At 59.7% G+C, this 18,851-nt stretch carries 16 protein-coding genes, 1 tRNA gene and 1 pseudogene; 9 read left to right on the plus strand and 9 right to left on the minus strand.

Translation table 11 applies throughout. The annotated features are described in order from the left end of the window. On the plus strand, positions 1 to 164 hold a 164-nt coding region (locus tag ACZ6ZO_RS11285; RefSeq protein ID WP_465292740.1), incomplete at its 5' end, for a transposase. Here the strand turns inward: ACZ6ZO_RS11285 and ACZ6ZO_RS11290 are convergent. The 7 genes from ACZ6ZO_RS11290 to ACZ6ZO_RS11320 all read right to left on the minus strand — a co-directional run bounded on the left by ACZ6ZO_RS11290 (position 151) and on the right by ACZ6ZO_RS11320 (position 8,442). Further along, positions 151 to 444, minus strand: coding sequence for a hypothetical protein (locus tag ACZ6ZO_RS11290; RefSeq protein ID WP_465292704.1), 294 nt, complete (start codon positions 442 to 444; stop codon positions 151 to 153). The genes ACZ6ZO_RS11285 and ACZ6ZO_RS11290 overlap by 14 nt on opposite strands. 36 nt (positions 445 to 480) lie before the next feature. Beyond that, positions 481 to 1,395, minus strand: coding sequence for a homoserine kinase (thrB, locus tag ACZ6ZO_RS11295; RefSeq protein ID WP_182385879.1), 915 nt, complete (start codon positions 1,393 to 1,395; stop codon positions 481 to 483). 1 nt (position 1,396) lies between these two features. Beyond that, positions 1,397 to 2,467, minus strand: coding sequence for a threonine synthase (thrC, locus tag ACZ6ZO_RS11300; protein WP_465292706.1), 1,071 nt, complete (start codon positions 2,465 to 2,467; stop codon positions 1,397 to 1,399). Between the two features lie 2 nt (positions 2,468 to 2,469). Then, complete coding sequence (locus ACZ6ZO_RS11305; protein WP_417925444.1) at positions 2,470 to 3,756, minus strand: homoserine dehydrogenase; 1,287 nt, start codon at positions 3,754 to 3,756, stop codon at positions 2,470 to 2,472. A 73-nt stretch (positions 3,757 to 3,829) separates the two neighbouring features. After that, positions 3,830 to 5,152, minus strand: coding sequence for a diaminopimelate decarboxylase (gene lysA / locus ACZ6ZO_RS11310; RefSeq protein ID WP_465292709.1), 1,323 nt, complete (start codon positions 5,150 to 5,152; stop codon positions 3,830 to 3,832). Next, complete coding sequence (argS, locus tag ACZ6ZO_RS11315) at positions 5,152 to 6,804, minus strand: arginine--tRNA ligase (protein ID WP_465292711.1); 1,653 nt, start codon at positions 6,802 to 6,804, stop codon at positions 5,152 to 5,154. The genes lysA and argS overlap by 1 nt, the downstream gene beginning before the upstream one ends. Positions 6,805 to 6,855: 51 nt before the next feature. Beyond that, positions 6,856 to 8,442, minus strand: coding sequence for an L-lactate permease (locus ACZ6ZO_RS11320; RefSeq protein WP_208769200.1), 1,587 nt, complete (start codon positions 8,440 to 8,442; stop codon positions 6,856 to 6,858). Positions 8,443 to 8,741: 299 nt separating this feature from the next. Here ACZ6ZO_RS11320 and ACZ6ZO_RS11325 point away from each other — a divergent pair, with 299 nt between their 5' ends. The 7 genes and pseudogenes from ACZ6ZO_RS11325 to ACZ6ZO_RS11355 all read left to right on the plus strand — a co-directional run bounded on the left by ACZ6ZO_RS11325 (position 8,742) and on the right by ACZ6ZO_RS11355 (position 15,071). Then, positions 8,742 to 9,527: a (Fe-S)-binding protein gene (locus tag ACZ6ZO_RS11325; RefSeq protein ID WP_208767683.1), complete on the plus strand. Its 786-nt coding sequence runs from the start codon at positions 8,742 to 8,744 to the stop codon at positions 9,525 to 9,527. Next, positions 9,524 to 11,038, plus strand: coding sequence for a LutB/LldF family L-lactate oxidation iron-sulfur protein (locus ACZ6ZO_RS11330; protein WP_182385873.1), 1,515 nt, complete (start codon positions 9,524 to 9,526; stop codon positions 11,036 to 11,038). The genes ACZ6ZO_RS11325 and ACZ6ZO_RS11330 overlap by 4 nt, the downstream gene beginning before the upstream one ends. After that, positions 11,031 to 11,663, plus strand: a complete 633-nt coding sequence (locus ACZ6ZO_RS11335) for a LutC/YkgG family protein (RefSeq protein ID WP_465292714.1) — start codon at positions 11,031 to 11,033, stop codon at positions 11,661 to 11,663. Before ACZ6ZO_RS11330 ends, ACZ6ZO_RS11335 begins: the two co-directional genes overlap by 8 nt. Before the next feature lie 88 nt (positions 11,664 to 11,751). Beyond that, positions 11,752 to 11,824, plus strand: a tRNA-Arg gene (locus tag ACZ6ZO_RS11340). Positions 11,825 to 12,078: 254 nt separating this feature from the next. Then, positions 12,079 to 12,789 (plus strand): hypothetical protein, encoded by a 711-nt coding sequence (locus ACZ6ZO_RS11345; protein WP_465292716.1) that lies wholly within the window; start codon positions 12,079 to 12,081, stop codon positions 12,787 to 12,789. 1 nt (position 12,790) lies between these two features. Beyond that, positions 12,791 to 13,480: a transposase gene (locus tag ACZ6ZO_RS11350; protein ID WP_465292718.1), complete on the plus strand. Its 690-nt coding sequence runs from the start codon at positions 12,791 to 12,793 to the stop codon at positions 13,478 to 13,480. Between the two features lie 236 nt (positions 13,481 to 13,716). After that, positions 13,717 to 15,071 (plus strand): annotated as a pseudogene (locus ACZ6ZO_RS11355) (IS256 family transposase). 305 nt (positions 15,072 to 15,376) lie between these two features. Here ACZ6ZO_RS11355 and ACZ6ZO_RS11360 read toward each other — a convergent pair. Together ACZ6ZO_RS11360 and ACZ6ZO_RS11365 are read right to left on the minus strand one after the other, a co-directional pair. Then, the gene (locus ACZ6ZO_RS11360; protein WP_182385867.1) at positions 15,377 to 16,333 is read right to left on the minus strand and encodes an amidohydrolase family protein; all 957 of its coding nucleotides are present in this window, start codon (positions 16,331 to 16,333) and stop codon (positions 15,377 to 15,379) included. A gap of 3 nt (positions 16,334 to 16,336) precedes the next feature. After that, on the minus strand, positions 16,337 to 17,773 hold the full coding sequence (locus ACZ6ZO_RS11365) for an MFS transporter (RefSeq protein WP_465292720.1): 1,437 nt from the start codon (positions 17,771 to 17,773) through the stop codon (positions 16,337 to 16,339). 99 nt (positions 17,774 to 17,872) lie between these two features. On the opposite strand from ACZ6ZO_RS11365, the gene ACZ6ZO_RS11370 reads away from it, so the two are divergent. Further along, positions 17,873 to 18,760 carry an Lrp/AsnC family transcriptional regulator gene (locus ACZ6ZO_RS11370; RefSeq protein ID WP_182385865.1) on the plus strand — a complete coding sequence of 296 codons (888 nt, stop codon included), beginning with the start codon at positions 17,873 to 17,875 and terminating at the stop codon, positions 18,758 to 18,760. Positions 18,761 to 18,851 lie beyond the last annotated feature (91 nt).

Here is an 18,851-nt window from a genome sequence, read left to right on the forward strand (position 1 = left end):
TCGCCTACTTCGATATCGGGGCGTCCAACGGGCCGGTCGAGGCCATCAACGGCAGGCTCGAGCACCTACGGGGGATCGCCCTGGGATTCCGAAACTTCAACCACTACATCTTGCGGTGCCTGATCCACTCCGGACAACTACAGGACAAGATCAACGCACTCTAAAACCGGAAGAGCCCGTAATCGACAGCGGAACCTCAATTCTGCCGTCGACGACGCGAGACTGGCCGACGACGACGGTGTATGGGGTGGTCTCCACCGTCTGACCACTGGCCGAGACAGCGCTCAGCTTTGTCATGCCCGCAGGTTCAGCGGCCTCGAAACCGCCGGAAAGTCCCAGCAATCCCACGACGCCCACGGCAGCAACCAACATGATGTTCCCGGAGGTCAACAAGTCCGAGGCGAGGTAGGACACGAATTTCGAGGCGGTTTTGTTTTCGCTCACCTCGACATTATAGGTAGACGAGATCAGTTTCGCAGGCTATTTTTCGACTGTTACTTGAACACCGTCAACGATGTCGAGGTCCATGACCCGCAACCCCGCTGCGAGTGCCTCTTCCCGAAGGTCCTGCGGGAAATCCTCCACATGCAGCGCTAACGCGGTGGGCCCGGCACCAGAAACGAAGGCAGCCAAGCCACGGTCGCGCATCTTCTCCACCCACTGCGTCGTCACAGGAAGCGCCTTCGCTCGGTAGCCCTGGTGGAGGCGATCCCTGGTAGCTTCCACGAGCAGCGCTGGATCGTGTTGGATGGCATGGGTAAGGAGTGCGCATCGGGCGACGTTGAACCGGGCGTCGATATGCGGCACCGACGCCGGCAGCACGCGACGCACCTCGCTTGTCGACGCATAGGTCTCCGGCACTATCGCCGTCGCCCGCAGCCCAGGGAATGGTGGCACGGATACGGCTTTAAATTCCGTGGCACCGTCATTATTTTCGGTCCAGGAAACCACGAACCCGCCGAGGACAGACGCCGAGGAGTTATCGGGATGTCCTTCGAACGTGGCCGACAGGTGAACGACCTGCTCCTGCGTCAGCACGTTTCCGGCCAGCGCGTTGCCCAAAGCCACACCCGCGACAGCTGCCGACGCCGACGAACCTAGTCCGCGCGACTGCGGAATCCGGTTCACGCAGTGGACTTTCAGCCCAGGCGCCGCTACCCCAGCTTCGGCCAGGGCAAGCCGGATGGCCTTGATCACCAAATGCTTTTCGGAGCGAGGCAGAATGTCTGCGCCCTCACCTTCGATGGTGAGTTCCAAACCTTCGGCGATGACTTCGGCGGTGAGGTCGTCGTAAAGCCCCAGCGCCAGCCCCAGCGTGTCAAAGCCGGGTCCCAGGTTCGCAGACGAGGCTGGGACACGAACGTGCACCGTGGTGCCGATGGAAAGCTGACGCATGTTATTTGAGTCCCAAAGCCTCGGCTACGGCAGCGGCGTCAACCTCGATTGGGTGCGGCTCGGTCATGGACAGCAGCGCGGTGTCTGGGTCCTTCAAACCGTTACCCGTTACGGTGCAGACGATGGTCTGGCCATTCTCAATCAGGCCCTCTTCGTGCGCGGCTAGGATACCGGCCACCGACGCTGCGGAAGCAGGCTCCACAAACACGCCTTCCTTGGCAGCGACTAGGCGGTACGCTTCCAGGATCTTCTCGTCGGTAGCTGCGTGGAAGCGACCGTTGGATTCTTCCTTAGCGTTCATCGCACCGTTCCAGGACGCTGGGTTACCGATGCGGATCGCGGTAGCGATGGTCTCTGGCTCCAGCACAGGCGCGCCACTGACCAGCGGAGCCGCGCCCGCAGCCTGGGTACCGAACATGCGTGGCAGCTTGGTGGACTTGCCAGCGTCGTGGAATTCCTTGTAGCCCTTCCAGTAGGCGGTGATGTTGCCCGCGTTCCCCACTGGCAGCGCGTGGATATCAGGGGCATCTCCCAGGACGTCGATGATCTCGAAGGAGGCAGTCTTTTGGCCTTCGATGCGCATCGGGTTCACGGAATTCACCAGTGCGATCTCTGGGTACTCCACGCAGGTCTTTTGTACCAGTTCGAGGCAGTCATCAAAGTTGCCCTTGACCTGGATGATCTCTGCGCCGTACATCACGGCCTGTGCCAGCTTGCCCATGGCGATCTTGCCTTCTGGGATCAGGACGCAGGACTTGATTCCGGCGCGGGCGGCGTACGCTGCTGCGGATGCGGAGGTGTTACCGGTAGAGGCACACATCAGGACCTTCTTGCCCTGGTGTACAGCGTCGGTCACGGCCACGGTCATGCCGCGGTCCTTGAAAGAACCGGTAGGGTTGGCACCCTCCACCTTTAGGTACACCTCGCATTCGAGGAGGTCGGAGAGGTAGTTAGCACGGATCAGCGGGGTGGCACCTTCCAGCAGAGTGACAGCCTCGACGTCATCGCCGAACGGCATGTACTCGCGGTATTCGTTGATCAGGCCTGCCCAGCCACGGTGAACTGCGTTCATTCTTACTCACTCTCCAGTCGGATTACGCTGTTAACAGACTTTACTTCGTCCATGGACTTCAACTTTTCCACTACCCCCGCGAGGTCACGCTCGTAGGCGTGGTGTGTGACCACGATCAGGCGGGCGTTCTCGCCCTTTTCCTCCTGACGAACGGTGCGCAGGGAGATCCCAGCGTTGGAGAACTGCTCTGCAATGCGAGCAAGGACGCCCAGCTGATCATGGACGTCCATGTCCACGTGGTAGCGGGTGCTGACATCACCGAAGTCGGCAATCTTCAGGTTGGCGTAGGTGGATTCGCCTGGGGCACGGCCGCCATGCACCTTGTTGCGGGCCGCTCCCACCAGGTCACCGAGCACGGCGGAGGCGGTTGGGGCGCCACCGGCACCGTTTCCGTAGAACATCAGGCGACCAGCGGCTTCTGCCTCTACGAAAATCGCGTTGAAGGACTTGTTCACGCTGGCCAGTGGGTGGTCCCGTGGAATCAGGGTTGGGTGGACGCGGGCGGAAACGGTGTCGCCGACCCGCTCGCAGATGGCGAGCAGCTTGATGGTGTGGCCCGCGTTCTTCGCTGCGTTGATGTCCGCAGCGGTGATCTTGGAAATGCCCTCGCGGTAGACGTCGTCTGCGGTAACGCGGGTGTGGAATGCCAGGGTCGCCAGGATGGCGGCCTTGGAGGCGGCGTCGTAGCCCTCGACATCAGCGGTTGGATCGGCCTCTGCGTAGCCGAGGCGGGTGGCCTCCGCGAGCATGTCATCGTAGGACGCGCCGGTGGAGTCCATCGCGTCAAGAATGAAGTTGGTGGTGCCGTTGACGATGCCCATCACGGACTTCACGCGGTCGCCTGCCAGGGAACGACGCAGTGGGCCGATCACTGGGATCGCCGCGGCGACAGCTGCCTCGTAGTACAGGTCGACGTTAGCCTCATCAGCGGCCTCCGCGAGCTCGGCTGCGTGAGCCGCGACCAGCGCCTTGTTGGCAGTCACTACTGACTTGCCGGCGTTGAGGGCAGCGAGCACGAGCTGGCGTGGGTAATCGATGCCACCGATGACCTCGACGACGATGTCAACGTCCTCACGGTTAATGAGGCTCATGGCGTCAGTAGTCATCAGGTGCGCGGCAGGAGAATCCTTGTGCTTGTCCAGGTCGGATACTGCGACGCCCTTAATCTCCAGCTCGCCACCAATGCGATGAGTAAGGTCCTCGGAGTATTCGCCCATCAAGCGGAGGACTTCACTACCTACGGTACCGTGGCCAAGAATGGCGATGCCTACTGTAGTCTTTTTACCCATCGAAAAATCCCCTAGAGTTGCGTGCGAATAACTTCCACATTATTGCAGACTATTCGCACGGCCACCACGAGGGTTACCCCTCTAGAGCGAGAATGTCCTCCAGGGTCTCCCGGCGCAGCATCAGCTTGGTGCGCCCGCCACGGACGGAGACCACTGCTGGTCGGCCGAATTGGTTGTATCGGGAGGACATGGCATAGCAGTAGGCGCCGGTCGCTGCCAGCGCGAACAAATCGCCGGTGGTGATGTCGTCGGGGTACTGCTCATCGTTGATAAGGATGTCCCCGGATTCGCAGTGGCTGCCGACAACACGCGTCGCGGTCGGTTCCCCGTCCACGAAGCGGCTGACCACCCGGCCGTCGTACTGTGCGCCGTACAGCGCTGGACGAATGTTGTCGCTCATGCCACCGTCCACGGCGATGTAGCGACGGGTTTTTTCGTCGGTGACGTGCACGTCTTTGATCATGCCCACCTCGTACAGGGTCACGGTGGACGGTCCCGCGATCGCGCGGCCTGGCTCCACCATCACATGCGGGGTCTCAAGGCCCAGCTGGGCGGCATGACTGCTCACCTTATCGATCAAGTCGCGTGCCACCTCGGCCACGTTCAATGGCTGTTCGTCAGCGGTGTAGGCAATGCCGTAGCCACCACCGAGATCCAGGATGGCGAGCTGGTGTCCGTATTCCTCGTGGAGCTGGCTCACCAGCCCCAGCACGCGCTCGGCAGCGAGTGCGAAGCCGGTGGCGTCGAACACCTGAGAACCCACGTGGCAGTGCAGCCCCACAAGGTCCAGGTTCTCCGCGGTGATCGCGGCGCCCGCAGCGGCGAACGCGGAGCCGGATGCGAGGGAGAAACCGAATTTCTGATCTTCGTGGGCGGTCGCGATCATTTCGTGGGTGTGTGCCTCCACACCGGGCTTCACCCGCACCAGCACCTTTTGGATGGTGTCGTGCTTAGCTGCGATCAGGTCTAGCAGTTCCAGTTCAGCGGCGTTGTCTAGAACGACGGCGCCGACGCCCTCCGTCACGCACGTTGTGAGGAAGGCAGCGGATTTGTTGTTGCCGTGCACGGTGATCCGCTCGGCGGGGAATCCGGCGGCCAGCGCGATGCCGAGTTCATTGGGCGAGGCGACATCCAGGCTTAGGCCCTCTTCATCCACCCAGCGGGCAACCGTGGTGGTCAGGAACGCTTTGGAGGCGTAGTGCACCTTCTCGGCACCGAACGCAGCTGCCATATCGCGGCAGCGCGACCGGAAATCGTCCTCGTCCACGACAAACAAGGGCGTGCCGTATTCTTCGGCGAGTTCGGTCAGTGGTACGCCACCGATGGTGACAATGCCGTCTTCTTCCCGACGCGCAGTGCGTGGCCAGACGTGTGCTGGGAGTTCGTTAAAGGTCATTACATCTTTTCCGGTGCGGTGATTCCGACGAGGCCAAGCGCATTGGCTAGAGTCTGGCGGGTCGCGGCTGCCAGCGCCAGGCGAGCGCCATGGATAGGCTGCTCGGTTTCATCGGCCTTGGGCAGGATCTGGCAGGTGTCGTAGAAGCGGTGGAAGCTGCCAGCGAGTTCTTCGGCATAGCGCGCGATGCGGTGCGGTTCGCGCAGCTCTGCTGCGGACTTCACGACGGCTGGGAATTCACCCAGCGTACGGATAAGTTCGCCCTCGCGCTCGTGGGTGAGGAGGTCGAGGTTGTCGGTGCTCACCGCGACGCCCACCTCAGCGGCCTTACGAGCGATGGAGCACAGCCGGGCGTGTCCGTACTGCACGTAGTAGACCGGGTTTTCGCTGCTTTGCGACGCCCACAGCCCCATATCGATATCCAGGGAGGAGTCCACCGAGGACCGGATCAGGGAGTAGCGCGCTGCATCGACACCCACGGCCTCGACCAGGTCGTCGAGAGTGATGACGGTGCCGGCGCGCTTGGACATGCGCACTGCCTTGCCGTCGCGGACCAGGTTGACCATCTGACCGATCATCACTTCCACGGCATTCGGGTTGTATCCCAGGGCCGCGGCTGCTGCCTTAAGACGAGCGATGTAGCCGTGGTGGTCGGCGCCCAACATGTAGATGCACAGGTCGTGGCCGCGTTCAATCTTGTCCACCACGTAGGCGATGTCGCCGGCGATGTAGGCGGCGTTACCGTCAGACTTGATGACGACGCGGTCCTTGTCATCACCGAAGTCGGTGGACATCAGCCACCAGGCGCCTTCGTTTTCGTACAGGTTGCCATTGGCCTTGAGCATCTCCACGGCGCGGTCCACGGCACCCGATTCGAAGAGGGAGTTTTCGTGGAAGTACACATCAAAGTCGGTGCCGAACTCGTGCAGGGACTCCTTGATGTGGGCGAACATCATCTCCACGCCACAGGCGCGGAAGGTTTCCTGCATCTGTGCTGGTTCTTGCTCCAGAACTCCTGCATTCTGAGCAACAACCGCGGCTGCGATTTCTTCGATGTAGGCGCCGGCGTAGCCATCCTCAGGAGTGGGCTCACCCTTCGCGGAGGCAACGAGGGAGCGAGCAAAGCGGTCGATCTGACCGCCGTGGTCGTTGAAGTAGTACTCGCGGGTGACCTCAGCGCCGTTGGCAGCGAGGACGCGCCCCAGCGAGTCACCCACTGCGGCCCAGCGGGTGCCACCGAGATGAATCGGGCCGGTGGGGTTAGCGGAGACGAACTCCAGATTGACCTTGAGTCCCTGGTAAGAGTCGTTATGCCCGTAGGCATCCCCTGCTGCCAGCACAGTGGAGACGATGCCACCCTGTGCAGCGGCGGCCAGCCGAATATTGAGGAAGCCAGGTCCGGCGATTTCAGCAACGTCGATGGCGTCATCGCTGCCCAGTGCCTCAGCCAGCCAACTAGCCAGCTCGCGTGGGTTCACCCCGAGCTTCTTGGCGATCTGCAGCGCAAGGTTCGTTGCGTAATCGCCGTGTTCGGGGTTGCGAGGGCGCTCCACCACCACGGTCTCCGGGAGAACGGTTACGTCCAGTTCTTTGTCCTCTAGGACGGTGGTGGCGGTGGTCTTGATGAGGTTACTTAAATCTGCAGGAGTCACGGTGGTCTATCCTAATGCACCACTGACGGCGACTCAGAATTTGCCGAAGGTTTAGGCAAACAGGAACACCACGACGCACATGAACGCCAGCAGGCCGAAGGAGAAACCTGCAATTGCGCGCATGATTTGCGCTTCGCCATTGTCCATCTTGGCGGCGGCCGCCGCGATGGAAACGGTCTGTGGGGACAGCATCTTACCGGTGACCGCACCAGCAGCGTTCGCCGAAACCAGCAAGGTCTGGTTTGCGCCAATGCGTTCCGCGGTGCTGGCCTGCATGTTTGCGAATAGGGCGTTGGAAGAGGTGGCAGATCCTGTCACCGCGGTACCAACCCAGCCGAGCACCGGAGAAAGCAGTGGGAACACCGACCCGGTGGTGGCCAAGGCCGCACCGATCGCTGTCGTCTGGCCCGAGAAGTTCATCACATATGCCAGTGCCATGACCAGAGCGATGGTGAGGAAGCTGAACTTCATGCGGTTCAGGCCGTCGATAAGCTCGCGCAGCGCCCCACCGACGGTGAACTCGCGGTCGGTGGCCGCGTAGACCACAGCGGTGGCGAGGCCACACAGCAGCAGCAACGTGCCCGGCCCGGAGAGCCAGTTGACGTTGAACATCGTGCCGTTGCTGTGGATCTTGCCGTGCAGGCCGGGCCACGCGATCGCAATGTCCGTGCTCTGCAGCCACGCAGGGATGTCCACCCCGATTCGCCACAGCTTCGCGACGCCGAACACCACAACCACCAGCACATAAGGAAACAGCGCCAAGGTAGTCCGCTGCGCGGTGAGCGGCGATGCCGACACGGCAGAGGCCTGCTCCTCTGGGGTCGTTGGCGCCCACATTTTAAGGAAAGCAATGCCGACCGACAGCGACAGCAGGCTGGCCACGACGTTGGTTAGCTCGTAGGTGAGGTAGTTCGACGCGAGGAACTGGCCGCCAGAGAATGTTGCGCCCAGCACCACCGCGACCGGCCAAATCTGTCGAAAACCGCGCGAACCATCAAGGACGAAGCACAGCACGAATGGAACTACTGCGGCGAGGATCGCCATGAGCTTGCCTGTGGTGGCTGCAACGTCATGAAGTGGTTGTTCGGACAAAATACTCGCGGTCGTCACAGGAATAGCCATGGCTCCGAATGCGACAGGAGCGGTGTTAGCTACCAGCGTCGTAATCACCGCACGCAGCGGCTTGATACCGATGGCCAGCAGCATCGCCGTCACGATCGCGATGGGAGCACCGAAGCCCGCGAGAGCTTCCAGCAAGCCACCGAAGGAAAACGCGATGAGCAGCGCCTGAACGCGCTGATCGCCCCGGCCAAGTGCCGCGAAAATCTGACGCAGATCCTCAAAGCGATGCGCCCGGACGGTGAGGTCATAGATCCAGACCGCCATCCAGATGATGAACACGATAGGGAACAGACCGAACATGAGCCCCTCGGACATGGACAGCGCCGCGAGCTTAGCGGGCATCCCGAAACCGACGACCGCTCCGAGGAGGGCGGTGACCAGCGCGGCAGCTGCGGAAACGTATGCAGACTGCTTCAGCCCCATGAGAAATAGAAAAAACACAATCAACGGGGCGAGCCCCACAATAGCTGTTAGCGGCAGACTACCCGCAACTGCGTCAACAGCCGGTACAAACACAGATTCCTGTGGCATTTAACCCTCCAAGTTGGGCTTTTGTTTGTTTTATATGCGAATTACAAACATTTTCCTTCCCAGGCTAGCAAGGGGCACCCCCGAGCGAGAAGTTGCAAAAACATGACATTGGATACATTTAGATAAATACATAAGTGCTGGTAGCTGGATAATATCATGAAATATCTCAACTTCCCCACCGCACATTTTCCCGGTATACTGGTCCATAGAAATCGCGCGATTTAAGTAACTAAATACTTTTCTATTTCTTTTGACTTTGCCCGCAATACAACAAAGGAACACTCATGCGAGTTGCCCTCTTCTCCACCTGCATCGGTGACGTCATGTTCCCCGATGCAGTGAAAGCCACCGCGGTCATCCTGTCCCGCCTGGGTTACGACATCGTATTCCCTCCCGAGCAGTCCTGCTGTGGCCAGATGCACGTCAACACCGGCTACCAAAAGGAAGCGATCCCGCAGATCCGCAACTACGTCGACGCGTTCGCTGATTCTTCCATCGACTACGTGGTGTGCCCCTCCGGCTCCTGTACTGGCGCCGTCCGAGAGCAGCACGAGCACGTGGCGAACCGCTACGGAGATTCCGCGCTGGCCAGCGGGGCCAAGATCGCAGCTGCGAAGACGTACGACCTCAGCGAATTCCTCATCGATATCGCAGGCACCGACCAGCTCGGATCCTACTTCCCACACTCGGTGACCTACCACGCTTCCTGCCACTCCCTCCGCTTCATCGAGGTGGGCGATCGCCCACTGCGTCTGCTGCGCAACGTGGAAGGCATCGACCTTCGCGAGCTGCCCAACGTCGAAGAATGCTGCGGCTTCGGTGGCACCTTCTCCCTGAAGAACCCAGATGTATCCGCAGCCATGATGCACGACAAGGTCCGCCACGTGGTGGAGACCGGCGCTGAGTACGTCACCGCCGGTGACGCCTCCTGTCTTATGAACATCGGCGGTGGCCTCTCCCGCGACAAGACCGGTGTCCGCGTGCTGCACCTGGCAGAAATCCTGGCATCTACCAAGGAACATCCTTGGTCCCCAACGTCAGCTGTGTATGGCAAGGAGGCCATGCTGTGAAAGTCGAACTCGGAACCCCAACCGTGCCACCGCACGCTGCTGACATCAGTTTGCTGCGCGGCGACCACCTCTTTACGGAAAACGTCAAGACCTCGCTGCACAATGAAACGCAGCGTCGCAATCTGAACAAGGCCACCACCACCATTCGTGGCAAGCGGCAGAACGTCGTCGACGAGCTGGACGATTGGCAGGACCTGCGCGAGGCTGGCTCCAACATCAAGCGCGACGTCCTGGCTCGGCTCCCGGAACTGCTTGAGCAGTTTGAGGCCGCCGTTACCGCCAAGGGCGGGCACGTGCATTGGGCGCGGGACGCCAAGGAAGCCGGCGAAATCATCACCAAACTGGTGCAAGAGACGGGCGAGAAGAATGTCGTCAAGATTAAGTCCATGGCGACGCAGGAAATTGCCCTCAACGAGCAGCTGGAGAAGGTCGGCATCCACGCCCAGGAAACTGACCTCGCGGAGCTCATCGTCCAGCTGGGCAAGGACCGCCCTTCGCACATTCTGGTTCCCGCGATCCACCGCAACCGCCAGGAGATCCGCGAAATCTTCGTTCGGGAGATGCCTAACACCGACGAATCCCTCACCGAGGAACCCGCTGACTTGGCGGAAGCCTCCCGTTCCTTCCTCCGCCAGCAGTTCATGCAGGCGAAGGTCGCTATCTCGGGCGCAAACTTCGGCATTGCCGAAACCGGAACGATTGCCATCATGGAGTCTGAGGGTAACGGCCGCATGTGCCTGACCCTCCCGGAGACGCTGATTTCAGTGATGGGCGTCGAAAAGCTGCTGCCTACCTTCAAAGACCTTGAAGTGTTCCTGCAGCTCCTCCCCCGTTCCTCCACCGGCGAGCGCCAAGCCCCGTACGTCTCCACCTGGTCGGGTGTCACCGAGGGCGACGGGCCGCAGAACTTCCACGTGGTGCTCGTGGACAACGGTCGCACCGCCGTGCTTGCCGACGCCATTGGCCGCGAAGCGCTGAAGTGCATCCGCTGCTCTGCCTGCTTGAATGTCTGCCCGGTCTACGAGCGCGCGGGCGGCCACGCCTACGGTTCCACCTACCCGGGCCCCATCGGCGCGATCCTGACCCCGCAGCTGACCGGATTCAATGATCACCACGATCCGAATGCCTCGCTCGCCTACGCCTCGACGCTGTGCGGCCGATGCAACGAAGTATGCCCGGTGAAGATCCCGATCACCGACGTGCTCCTCGAGTTGCGCCACAAGAAGATCACCGACGCCAAACCACCAATCGAGAACCTGATTTTCGATGCTGTCGGCCTGACCTTCGGCAACCAGCACGTGTGGAGCCTCGTCACCAAGGTCATTTTCATGGGCCGTATCCTCGGTGGATTCAACGGCAAGATCGATAAACTCCCAAGCTTCCTCGGCGGCTGGACAAAGGTCCGCGACACCCCAGTCCCGCCAAAGAAGAGCTTCCGCACCTGGTTCGACAGCAAAGAGGGCCAAGCACTGCTTGCCAACGCCCGCGAGAAAGGCATCCCCAATGACTAGCGCAAAGCAGGAAATACTGGAGCGCATCCGCAACGCGCACCAACTCGCTGGAACCCCGCCCGGGCCACACCCCGTGCCACGCGACTACCACACCACCTTCACCCACTCGGAGGAGGAACTGCGGGAAATCCTGATCGACAGGCTCGTCGATTACAAAGCAATCGTAGAAGAATCCACGGAGGCCGACCTGCCCGCAACCATCGCCCGTATCCTGGGCGATCGGGGCGCACAGACCGTCGTACACGCCCCAGGGCTCCCCGAGTCCCTGTTCGCGGAGTTCGGCGGGGTCGCCACGCCAGATTCCTCTGACACCGACCCCCGCGGGCTCAATGACGTCGACGCCGTCGTCACCGACTCCCACGTCACCTCCGCACAAACCGGCACTATCTGCCTCGCAGCCAACGACGTCTGCGGCCGCCGCGCTCTCACCCTCGTCCCCGACGTCCATATCTGCCTCGTACGCAAGGCCAACGTGGTCTACTCGGTACCCGAGATGGTCGGTCGCCTTGACCCGGCAGTACCTAACACCATGATCTCCGGACCATCCGCAACCTCCGACATCGAACTCAATCGCGTCGAAGGTGTCCACGGTCCACGCACCCTGATCGTGATTTACGTATCCTGATTTCAGTCTCGCGGCGGCGAGGTGCTAAACTCGGCACGTCGCCGCAACGCGAGGTGCTAGGTGTAGCACCTTAGTCGCAACGCGACCCGCCCTCGTAGCTCAGGGGATAGAGCGCTGGTTTCCGGTACCAAAGGTCGGAGGTTCGAATCCTCTCGAGGGCACAGCTAAAATGCAGCCCCGTTCTCTTCGGAGAGCGGGGCTGCGGTGTTTCCTGTGGTGACTTTTGGCACCTGTGCGACAGTGGGCTGTATGCACTTGGCTTTGCGCTATTCACGAGGCCTGGCATGTGGTTTCTACGTTGGCCCTGACATTACCCTCCCGAAGTTCGGGATCGCGGAGGGACTGCGGACGTTTTCTTGGAAGGTTTTACGCGGCACCAAGCCCGGTGCCCACACCGGGAGAAAGCCTTCAAACTATGCCTACCGACCAACCTGTTACTCCTCGACGTAGGTACCAGCGTTATTCCTCCGAATTCATCGCCCCTGTTGTCGCGACCTACCTTCACAACCCCACCTCGTGGGCAGCCTTGTCACGCACCTTCGGCCCCAGTGATGTGCGCATCAGACAGTGGTGCCGGCTATACAGCGATGTCGTTGACACACCGCACAACATCCCCTTCGATGAGCTCGTTGCTGCCATTATCAAAGCCGTGGATGAAACAAAAAAGACAAACCACCGCGCCGCCACCACCGGTCGAGGCGCGCACAAGCAGCGCATGCACCAACAGCTTTATGTTTGGCTACAAACGCAAGGCGTGGATGTGCAGTTGCTGGAATCCATCCCGAAGCACATCCCAGGCGCTGACATGTTCGCCGCCCCTGACATGGACAAACTCACCAGCAACCCGGATGAGCTGAAGAAGATTTTACGTCAGCAGCAACTGGCCTACGCCGTGCTTGCCCAGCGGCAAAAACTGGTCGAAGAAGGGATCATCCGCCTGGGAAAAGACCACGCCCCGACATGGGGTGTTAAAGACATCACCCGGATCGCTGTTGGTGTGATCGCCCAGGGATTTGCTGTGGCGGAAACGTTGCGGTTTTTAGGTCTTGCCTCCTCGTCGTTTTACTACGCCCGCACGCGGCTTGATCACCCAGGTTTAGCTCGTCGCGCGTCGCTTGCTGCTTAAGGTGATTAAGATCTGCGAGGAAGAGCATTATCGGGTCGGGTACCGGGTAGTGCATACGATCTTGAAAGAAACCGGCATACGGGTATCAGAGAAGATCGTGCGGGAGATCATGGCCGAGTTTGATCTATCCCCGAAGATCGAACGACGTCGATCCTACAGCTACTACAAGGAAGAGACGGACCCGAGTGTGGCCAACCGGTTGTATGTCGCCGATGAGAAAGGCCGTACAACGCATGAAGAGGTCATCGAGCTGTCTGCCACCTACCGGGAGTGTGTGGACGATGATGGTGTGCCGGTGTTAACTCATGATTTTTATGCTGATGCCCCGAATCAGAAATGGGTCACTGATATCAGTGAAATCCCCTGTAAGGACGGTAAGTTGTATCTATCCCCGGTTATTGACCTGCATGATATGTATCCGGTGTCGGTGATGATTGGTCACCGTCCGTCGGTGGCGTTGGTGACCGAGATGATCCAGGATGCGATCGATCAGCTAGGCCCTGGTGAAAAGCCGATTATCCATTCGGATCGGGGGTTTCATTACCGGGCGAAGGCGTGGTTTGAAACGATCACGGTCACTGACAGCACCACGCCGGTTGAGGATTTGGCCGATTACCGGGTGATTCCATCGATGTCGCGGAAAGCTACCAGTGGTGATAATGCTGCGATGGAGGGTTTTTCGGTGTGTTAAAACGTGAGGTGTTTTATTACCACGATATTAATCCGAGGGAGTTGACAAAAAGTCAAGTGGTGACTCTGTTGGATGAGTACATTACTTGGTATGTTTATTGCAAGCGGTTTAAACGCCGGGGATATCGAACCCTGGCTGCAAGCCGGGGGTTGGAACCGTTACTGACCGATATGAGAGTGTCAAATGGTTTGTGTGTGGGGTTTCCACCACATAGCCGGAAGGATGAACCATTATGACTGTTACGTCTGACAAAGAAGCATAAGGATGCCGATCAGGTCCGTGCCGTATCTCAGCGGATCCTGGCGAGCCCTGAACCAGCGAAGATGATCGGCGAGCTTGCCGAAGCAGCTGACGGTGATATCAACACTTTGGTACGTGGCGTGCTGCAATCATCCATCAATAGTGGTCTAGCCGCTGAAATGGACGCCCACCTGGGATACAACTCCGGTGACCGGGCAGGCAAGGCTGCAGCTGGGCAGAGCAATTCCCGCAACGGGTCGTATTCCAAAACTATCGATACCCATTACGGACCGATCGATATTGATGTTCCTCGTGATCGCGACGGCACCTTTATCCCTCGTATGGTACCCAAAGGGGCCCGCAGGATCACGGAACCCTGGTGACATGATCGTCTCGTTATATGCCGACGGCATGACGGTCAGGGATATCCAGCACCACATCGCCACCTCATATGGGGTGGACATGTCGCATGAAACAATAAGCAACGTCACCGACAGTGTGCTGGAAGCGGTAATGCAATGATGGCACCGCAGGTTGGATGCGTTTTACCCGATCATGTTCCTTAGATGCCATCCGCATTAACATCCGTGATGGTGGCAGGGTCATTAACAAGGCAGCCCATATCGCGGTCGGTATTGACCTAAGTGGAGCTAACCATATCCTTGGTATCTCGGGCGCCGCCACCGAAGGAGCATCCTTTTGGTCGGGCGTGTGCGCAGAGCTTGCCAACCGAGGGGTTTGAGGACGTGTTTATTGTTGCCTGCGACGGGCTTAAAGGCCTGCCGGAAGCGATCGAAGCGACCTGGCCTGGGTCCTTGGTACAAACCTGCGTGGCGCACTTGATTCGTAATGCCAACAAGTACGTCGCCTACGGTGACCGCAAGGCGGTGTCCGCAGCGCTGCGCCAGGTTTACACTGCTGTCAACGAGACCGAGGCACGTCAGGCACTGGATCGGTTTGCCGGTAGCGAGCTGGGGAGGAAGTACCCGCAATCGGTGCTGGTATGGGAACGTGCCTGGGATAGGTTTGTGCCGTTCTTGCAGTTCACACCTCAGGTCAAGGAAGATGGTGTACACCACTAACGCGATCGAATCGCTCAAGTAGTGAGTTGCGTAAAGCAACACGTAACCGTATTCAATTCCCGAATGATCAAGCCGCAGTGAAGGCACTGTGGTTGACGATCTGCAACATCGAAGATAAACGAGCGATCAAACGAGCCAAGAAACCCAAAGGCGCGCCCAAAGCAGACGGATCAGGCCGCATGATCGAAGGCCGGACAACGATCGGCTGGATGGAAGCACTCAACCAAATGATCGTCGCCTACCCAGACCGTTTCAACCAATACATCTAAAAACCAACCACCACACACAAACAACTTGACACGCCCACCGATTTATCGACGCGTAGGACTCCAAGAAAAAGTCCGCACACCCGGACCCTATATCGAAGAAGCCTCGGGCGCGTAATGTCGAGGTCTAGCATGCAGGCCAACACCAGCCACAGCGCCGAGAAACTCGGAAAGGCCCCCACAAATTCCATTTCCCGGGAAGTACGACCCGGATCTCGGGGCGCGACTCGCCTGAAAACCTCGCAAATCAGCAAAATTTCCCCCAAGACCCGGGAAATACTTCCCGGATTTCCCTAAAAAGCTACGCTCTACTTCCCAAACAGCCTCATGGCGTTGCCACGCAAGACGGCTTCGCGGTGTTCTTCGGAGAGGCTGGAATCACGCACGTAGGAGAACGCCCGGGTGTATTTGGAGTCTTGAAAGTACGGGAAGTCAGAGCCCGCCATGATTTGGGTTGGCCCGAATGTTTCTGCTGCTAGGCGGAGTGATGGTTCGTGGAAGTTGGCGGCGTCGAAGTAGAACTTGCTGAGGGTTTGCCGTGGTGAGCTGGGGAAGGCGTTCCAGTCGGTGTAGTTGTCTTCGATGCGCTGGGCGAGGAATGGGAGGTCGCCGCCGAGGTGTGCCACGTGGAAGTGGATGTTTGGGTATCGGGCTGGGATGTCGGCTTTCAGTAGGTGCAGGGTTGCGATGGCATCTTCGACTGGTGCTCCGTTTACCCATTCGAGTCGGTGTTCGAGCATCGGGGCAGAGCAGGCGCCTTGGCCGGTGGGGTGGATGTTGACTACAGCGTGTGCGTCGTTGAGGGCTTCCCAAATGGGGTCGAAGTCAGGGTTGTTGAGAGATCCGCCGCCTGGGAGGAGTGCTGGGAAACTGACGCCCAGGAAGGGTTCGGTGGCGATGCGTTCGATTTCGCGGAGGCTTGCCGCAACGTGTGGCAGTGGAAGTGCTGCGTAGAGCCAGAATCGGCCAGGATACTCGGTGTGGAGGCGCAGGTATTCTTCGTTGATGTCGCGGGCTAGTTTCTCCCCAGCTGCTGCATCTGGCACGATGGGCGATTGCGGGGTGACCGCCAGGAGCTGCACTTCAACTCCTGCGATGTCCATTCCTGCGATGCGGGCTTGAATGTCTTCTGGGGTGCTGTCTGCACGGATACCGCGTGCGACGGCTGTTGCTGCTGGGTCGCCACCGGCAGCAACCAGTCGGTCGAGGTACCAGGCTGGGTACACGTGGGCGTGGGTATCGATTGCTGCGACGGAGTATGACATCCTTTACTTCTTTTCGTGTCGGGTTTCGGTGAGGAAGGCCGCTGCTGCTGCGATGAGTCCGGCGACAGCACCGGTGAGGAACACTGCTACGTTGGCATTCCAGGATGGTCCGGCGTGGCCAGCGTGCTCTACTGCCAGTAGTACACCCACCATGCCGACGAATGTGGAGCCGAGAGTCATACCAATGGAGCGCAGCAGTGCGTTGAGGCCGTTGGCACTTGCGGTGTCCGCGCGGTCCACGTGGTGCACCACGATCATGGGCAGCGCGGAGTAGCCGAGGGAGATGCCGACGGTGAGGAAGGTGGCCCAGAAGATGACCATGCCCACGTTGGGGCTCATCCCCCAGCGCAGCAGGTAGCCGGTGGCGACGATCAGGGAGCCGAGAACGAGTAGGACACGGGGGCTGAAGCGTTCTGCGATGCGGGCGGACACAGGAGCCATTAGTCCGGAGATGATCGCGGATGGCAGCATGGCCAGACCGGCGGCCTGTGGCCCCAGTTCGAAGCCGTGCTCGACGCGCAGGTTCTGCAGCTGCACGGTGGTGACCAGCAGGTTCATGAACATGGTGAAGCCGAGCAGGAGTGCCGCGACGTTAACCATGAAGATGGGTCGTTCGAATGCCGTGCGCATGGACATCAGTGGGTGCTCGGTGCGGCTTTGCAGCAAGGTCCACAGTCCCAGAACCGCTAGGCCGATGAGGATCAGGCTGATGGTCAGTGGTGAGGCGAATCCCCATTCTCCGGCCTTGGACATGCCGACCAAGAACGTCGTCAAGCCAATGGAAAGGACGACCGCGCCGCGTAGGTCGAAGCTGCCGCCGTGGACGGTGCGTTCTTCTGGTTCGATGGCGCGCACAATCGCGACAATGGCGAGTGCGGTCATGATTGCGGAAAGCCAGAAGATTGACTGCCAGCCAGCGAGTTTCATGATCACGCCGCCCAGCGGGATGCCCAGGCCACCGCCGATGCCGAGCATCGCGGAGATCAGCGCGAGAGCCGGACGCAGGCGCTCGTGTGGCACATGGTCACGCATCAGGGCCATGGTCACCGGGATGATTGCGGTGCCAATACCCTGCAGGCTGCGTCCGACAATGATTCCCACAATCCCGCCGAACGGGGCGATGAGGGAACCGACCAACACCAGCGCCAGGGACACCAAAATGATTCGGCGCTTGCCCACCATGTCTGCCAAACGCGACAGGATCGGGGTGGCAATCGCACCGGTGAGCAGCGTCGCGGTGACGATCCACGCGGCCATCGAGGCCGTGGTGTCGAACAGTTGTGGGAATCGTGGGGTGAGGGGCACTACCAGCGTCTGCAGGAGCGTCACGACGAGTGCCGCGTACGCGCCGGCCATCTCCGCGCGGGTCATTCCAGCGCGCTTCGGGGTGGGCTCTATCACTGCGGGGCGTTGCTCAGTCATTTCTTTTGGGTTGGTCATAGAGAGCATTACACTAGGACATATCCAGCAATATCCACCTCTATGCAACATGTAGTCAAAGTAACCGCGAAGTATTCAATAAATCGACATTTGATCCTCATGACATCCTCACCTATTGACAACGCCGATCGCACGCTTATCGACGCCATCAATCTCTCCCCCACCGCGAGCTTCCGCGAGCTCTCAAAACAGACAGGCCTCGCCGAGCGTACTGTCGCCAGACGCTATCAACGCTTGCACCGCATGGGCATCATTCGTGTTTTCGGCCGCACCCTCCCCGGGTTTGGCGGAACCGTAGCATGGATGATCCGCGCCCAGGTCCGTGCCGGACACGCCCAGGCAGTGGGACGCGAACTCGCGAGCATCCCCCGTACCCGCTGGGTTCGCGTCACGATGGCCCATGATGAGGTCACGTTCGGCCTGATCTCGTCGCCGGCCGGTCAAGACAGCGTCATCCAGGCGCTACAAAAGGATCCGCGGGTGGGCACCGTCACCGTCGTCCAGCTGCTACAAACTTGGGGTGCGCAGGGGCAAACAAACCCGCTTAATCTTGCAAGCGAGGTGGACGAGCTTGATCGCCGAATTTTGGAAGAGCTAGCCGCCGACGGCCGTCGCCCACACCGCGACGTAGCTACCTCCTTAAATATTGATCCTGCGACGGTGTCACGCCGAGTCCAGCGTATGCGCGATGAAAAGATTCTCTTCTTTGAAGTTGAGATGAATCTGGAGGCCCACCGCCTAGAGTCCTCTGTGTTGGTGTGGCTCACGATGGCCCCCGGGCAGATTCGCGAGTTGGCTACAGCGCTCAGCAGCTTGCCGGAGGTGCGGTTTGTCGCTGCCACCTCGGGCCCTACTTCCCTGGTGGTTTCCCTGTCTGCGCCCGTCATGTCGCAGGTGTTGGACTTTGTGGACATTACACTTGCCAGGTTTGGTGTGTCGGGGGTTGAAATCCAGGCATTCGAGCCGGCTGTCAAAACATCTCGGTAATCCGCCGTGACATCCGACGAATCTCTTCATCTGGCAGCAGCAACGGGGTGAGTGACGCCATATCTAACCAACGCAATCTTGTGTGTTAAGG

It is taken from the genome of Corynebacterium sp. NPDC104732, from assembly GCF_055583565.1.

Coding starts and splice junctions, on each gene's coding strand:
- thrB (WP_182385879.1), bottom strand. CDS start 1,395: ATGCGTCAGCTTTCCATCGGCACCACGGTGCACGTTCGTGTCCCAGCC.
- thrC (WP_465292706.1), bottom strand. CDS start 2,467: ATGAACGCAGTTCACCGTGGCTGGGCAGGCCTGATCAACGAATACCGC.
- ACZ6ZO_RS11305 (WP_417925444.1), bottom strand. CDS start 3,756: ATGGGTAAAAAGACTACAGTAGGCATCGCCATTCTTGGCCACGGTACC.
- lysA (WP_465292709.1), bottom strand. CDS start 5,152: ATGACCTTTAACGAACTCCCAGCACACGTCTGGCCACGCACTGCGCGT.
- ACZ6ZO_RS11325 (WP_208767683.1), top strand. CDS start 8,742: ATGCGAGTTGCCCTCTTCTCCACCTGCATCGGTGACGTCATGTTCCCC.
- ACZ6ZO_RS11335 (WP_465292714.1), top strand. CDS start 11,031: ATGACTAGCGCAAAGCAGGAAATACTGGAGCGCATCCGCAACGCGCAC.
- ACZ6ZO_RS11345 (WP_465292716.1), top strand. CDS start 12,079: ATGCCTACCGACCAACCTGTTACTCCTCGACGTAGGTACCAGCGTTAT.
- ACZ6ZO_RS11360 (WP_182385867.1), bottom strand. CDS start 16,333: ATGTCATACTCCGTCGCAGCAATCGATACCCACGCCCACGTGTACCCA.
- ACZ6ZO_RS11365 (WP_465292720.1), bottom strand. CDS start 17,773: ATGACCAACCCAAAAGAAATGACTGAGCAACGCCCCGCAGTGATAGAG.
- ACZ6ZO_RS11370 (WP_182385865.1), top strand. CDS start 17,873: ATGACATCCTCACCTATTGACAACGCCGATCGCACGCTTATCGACGCC.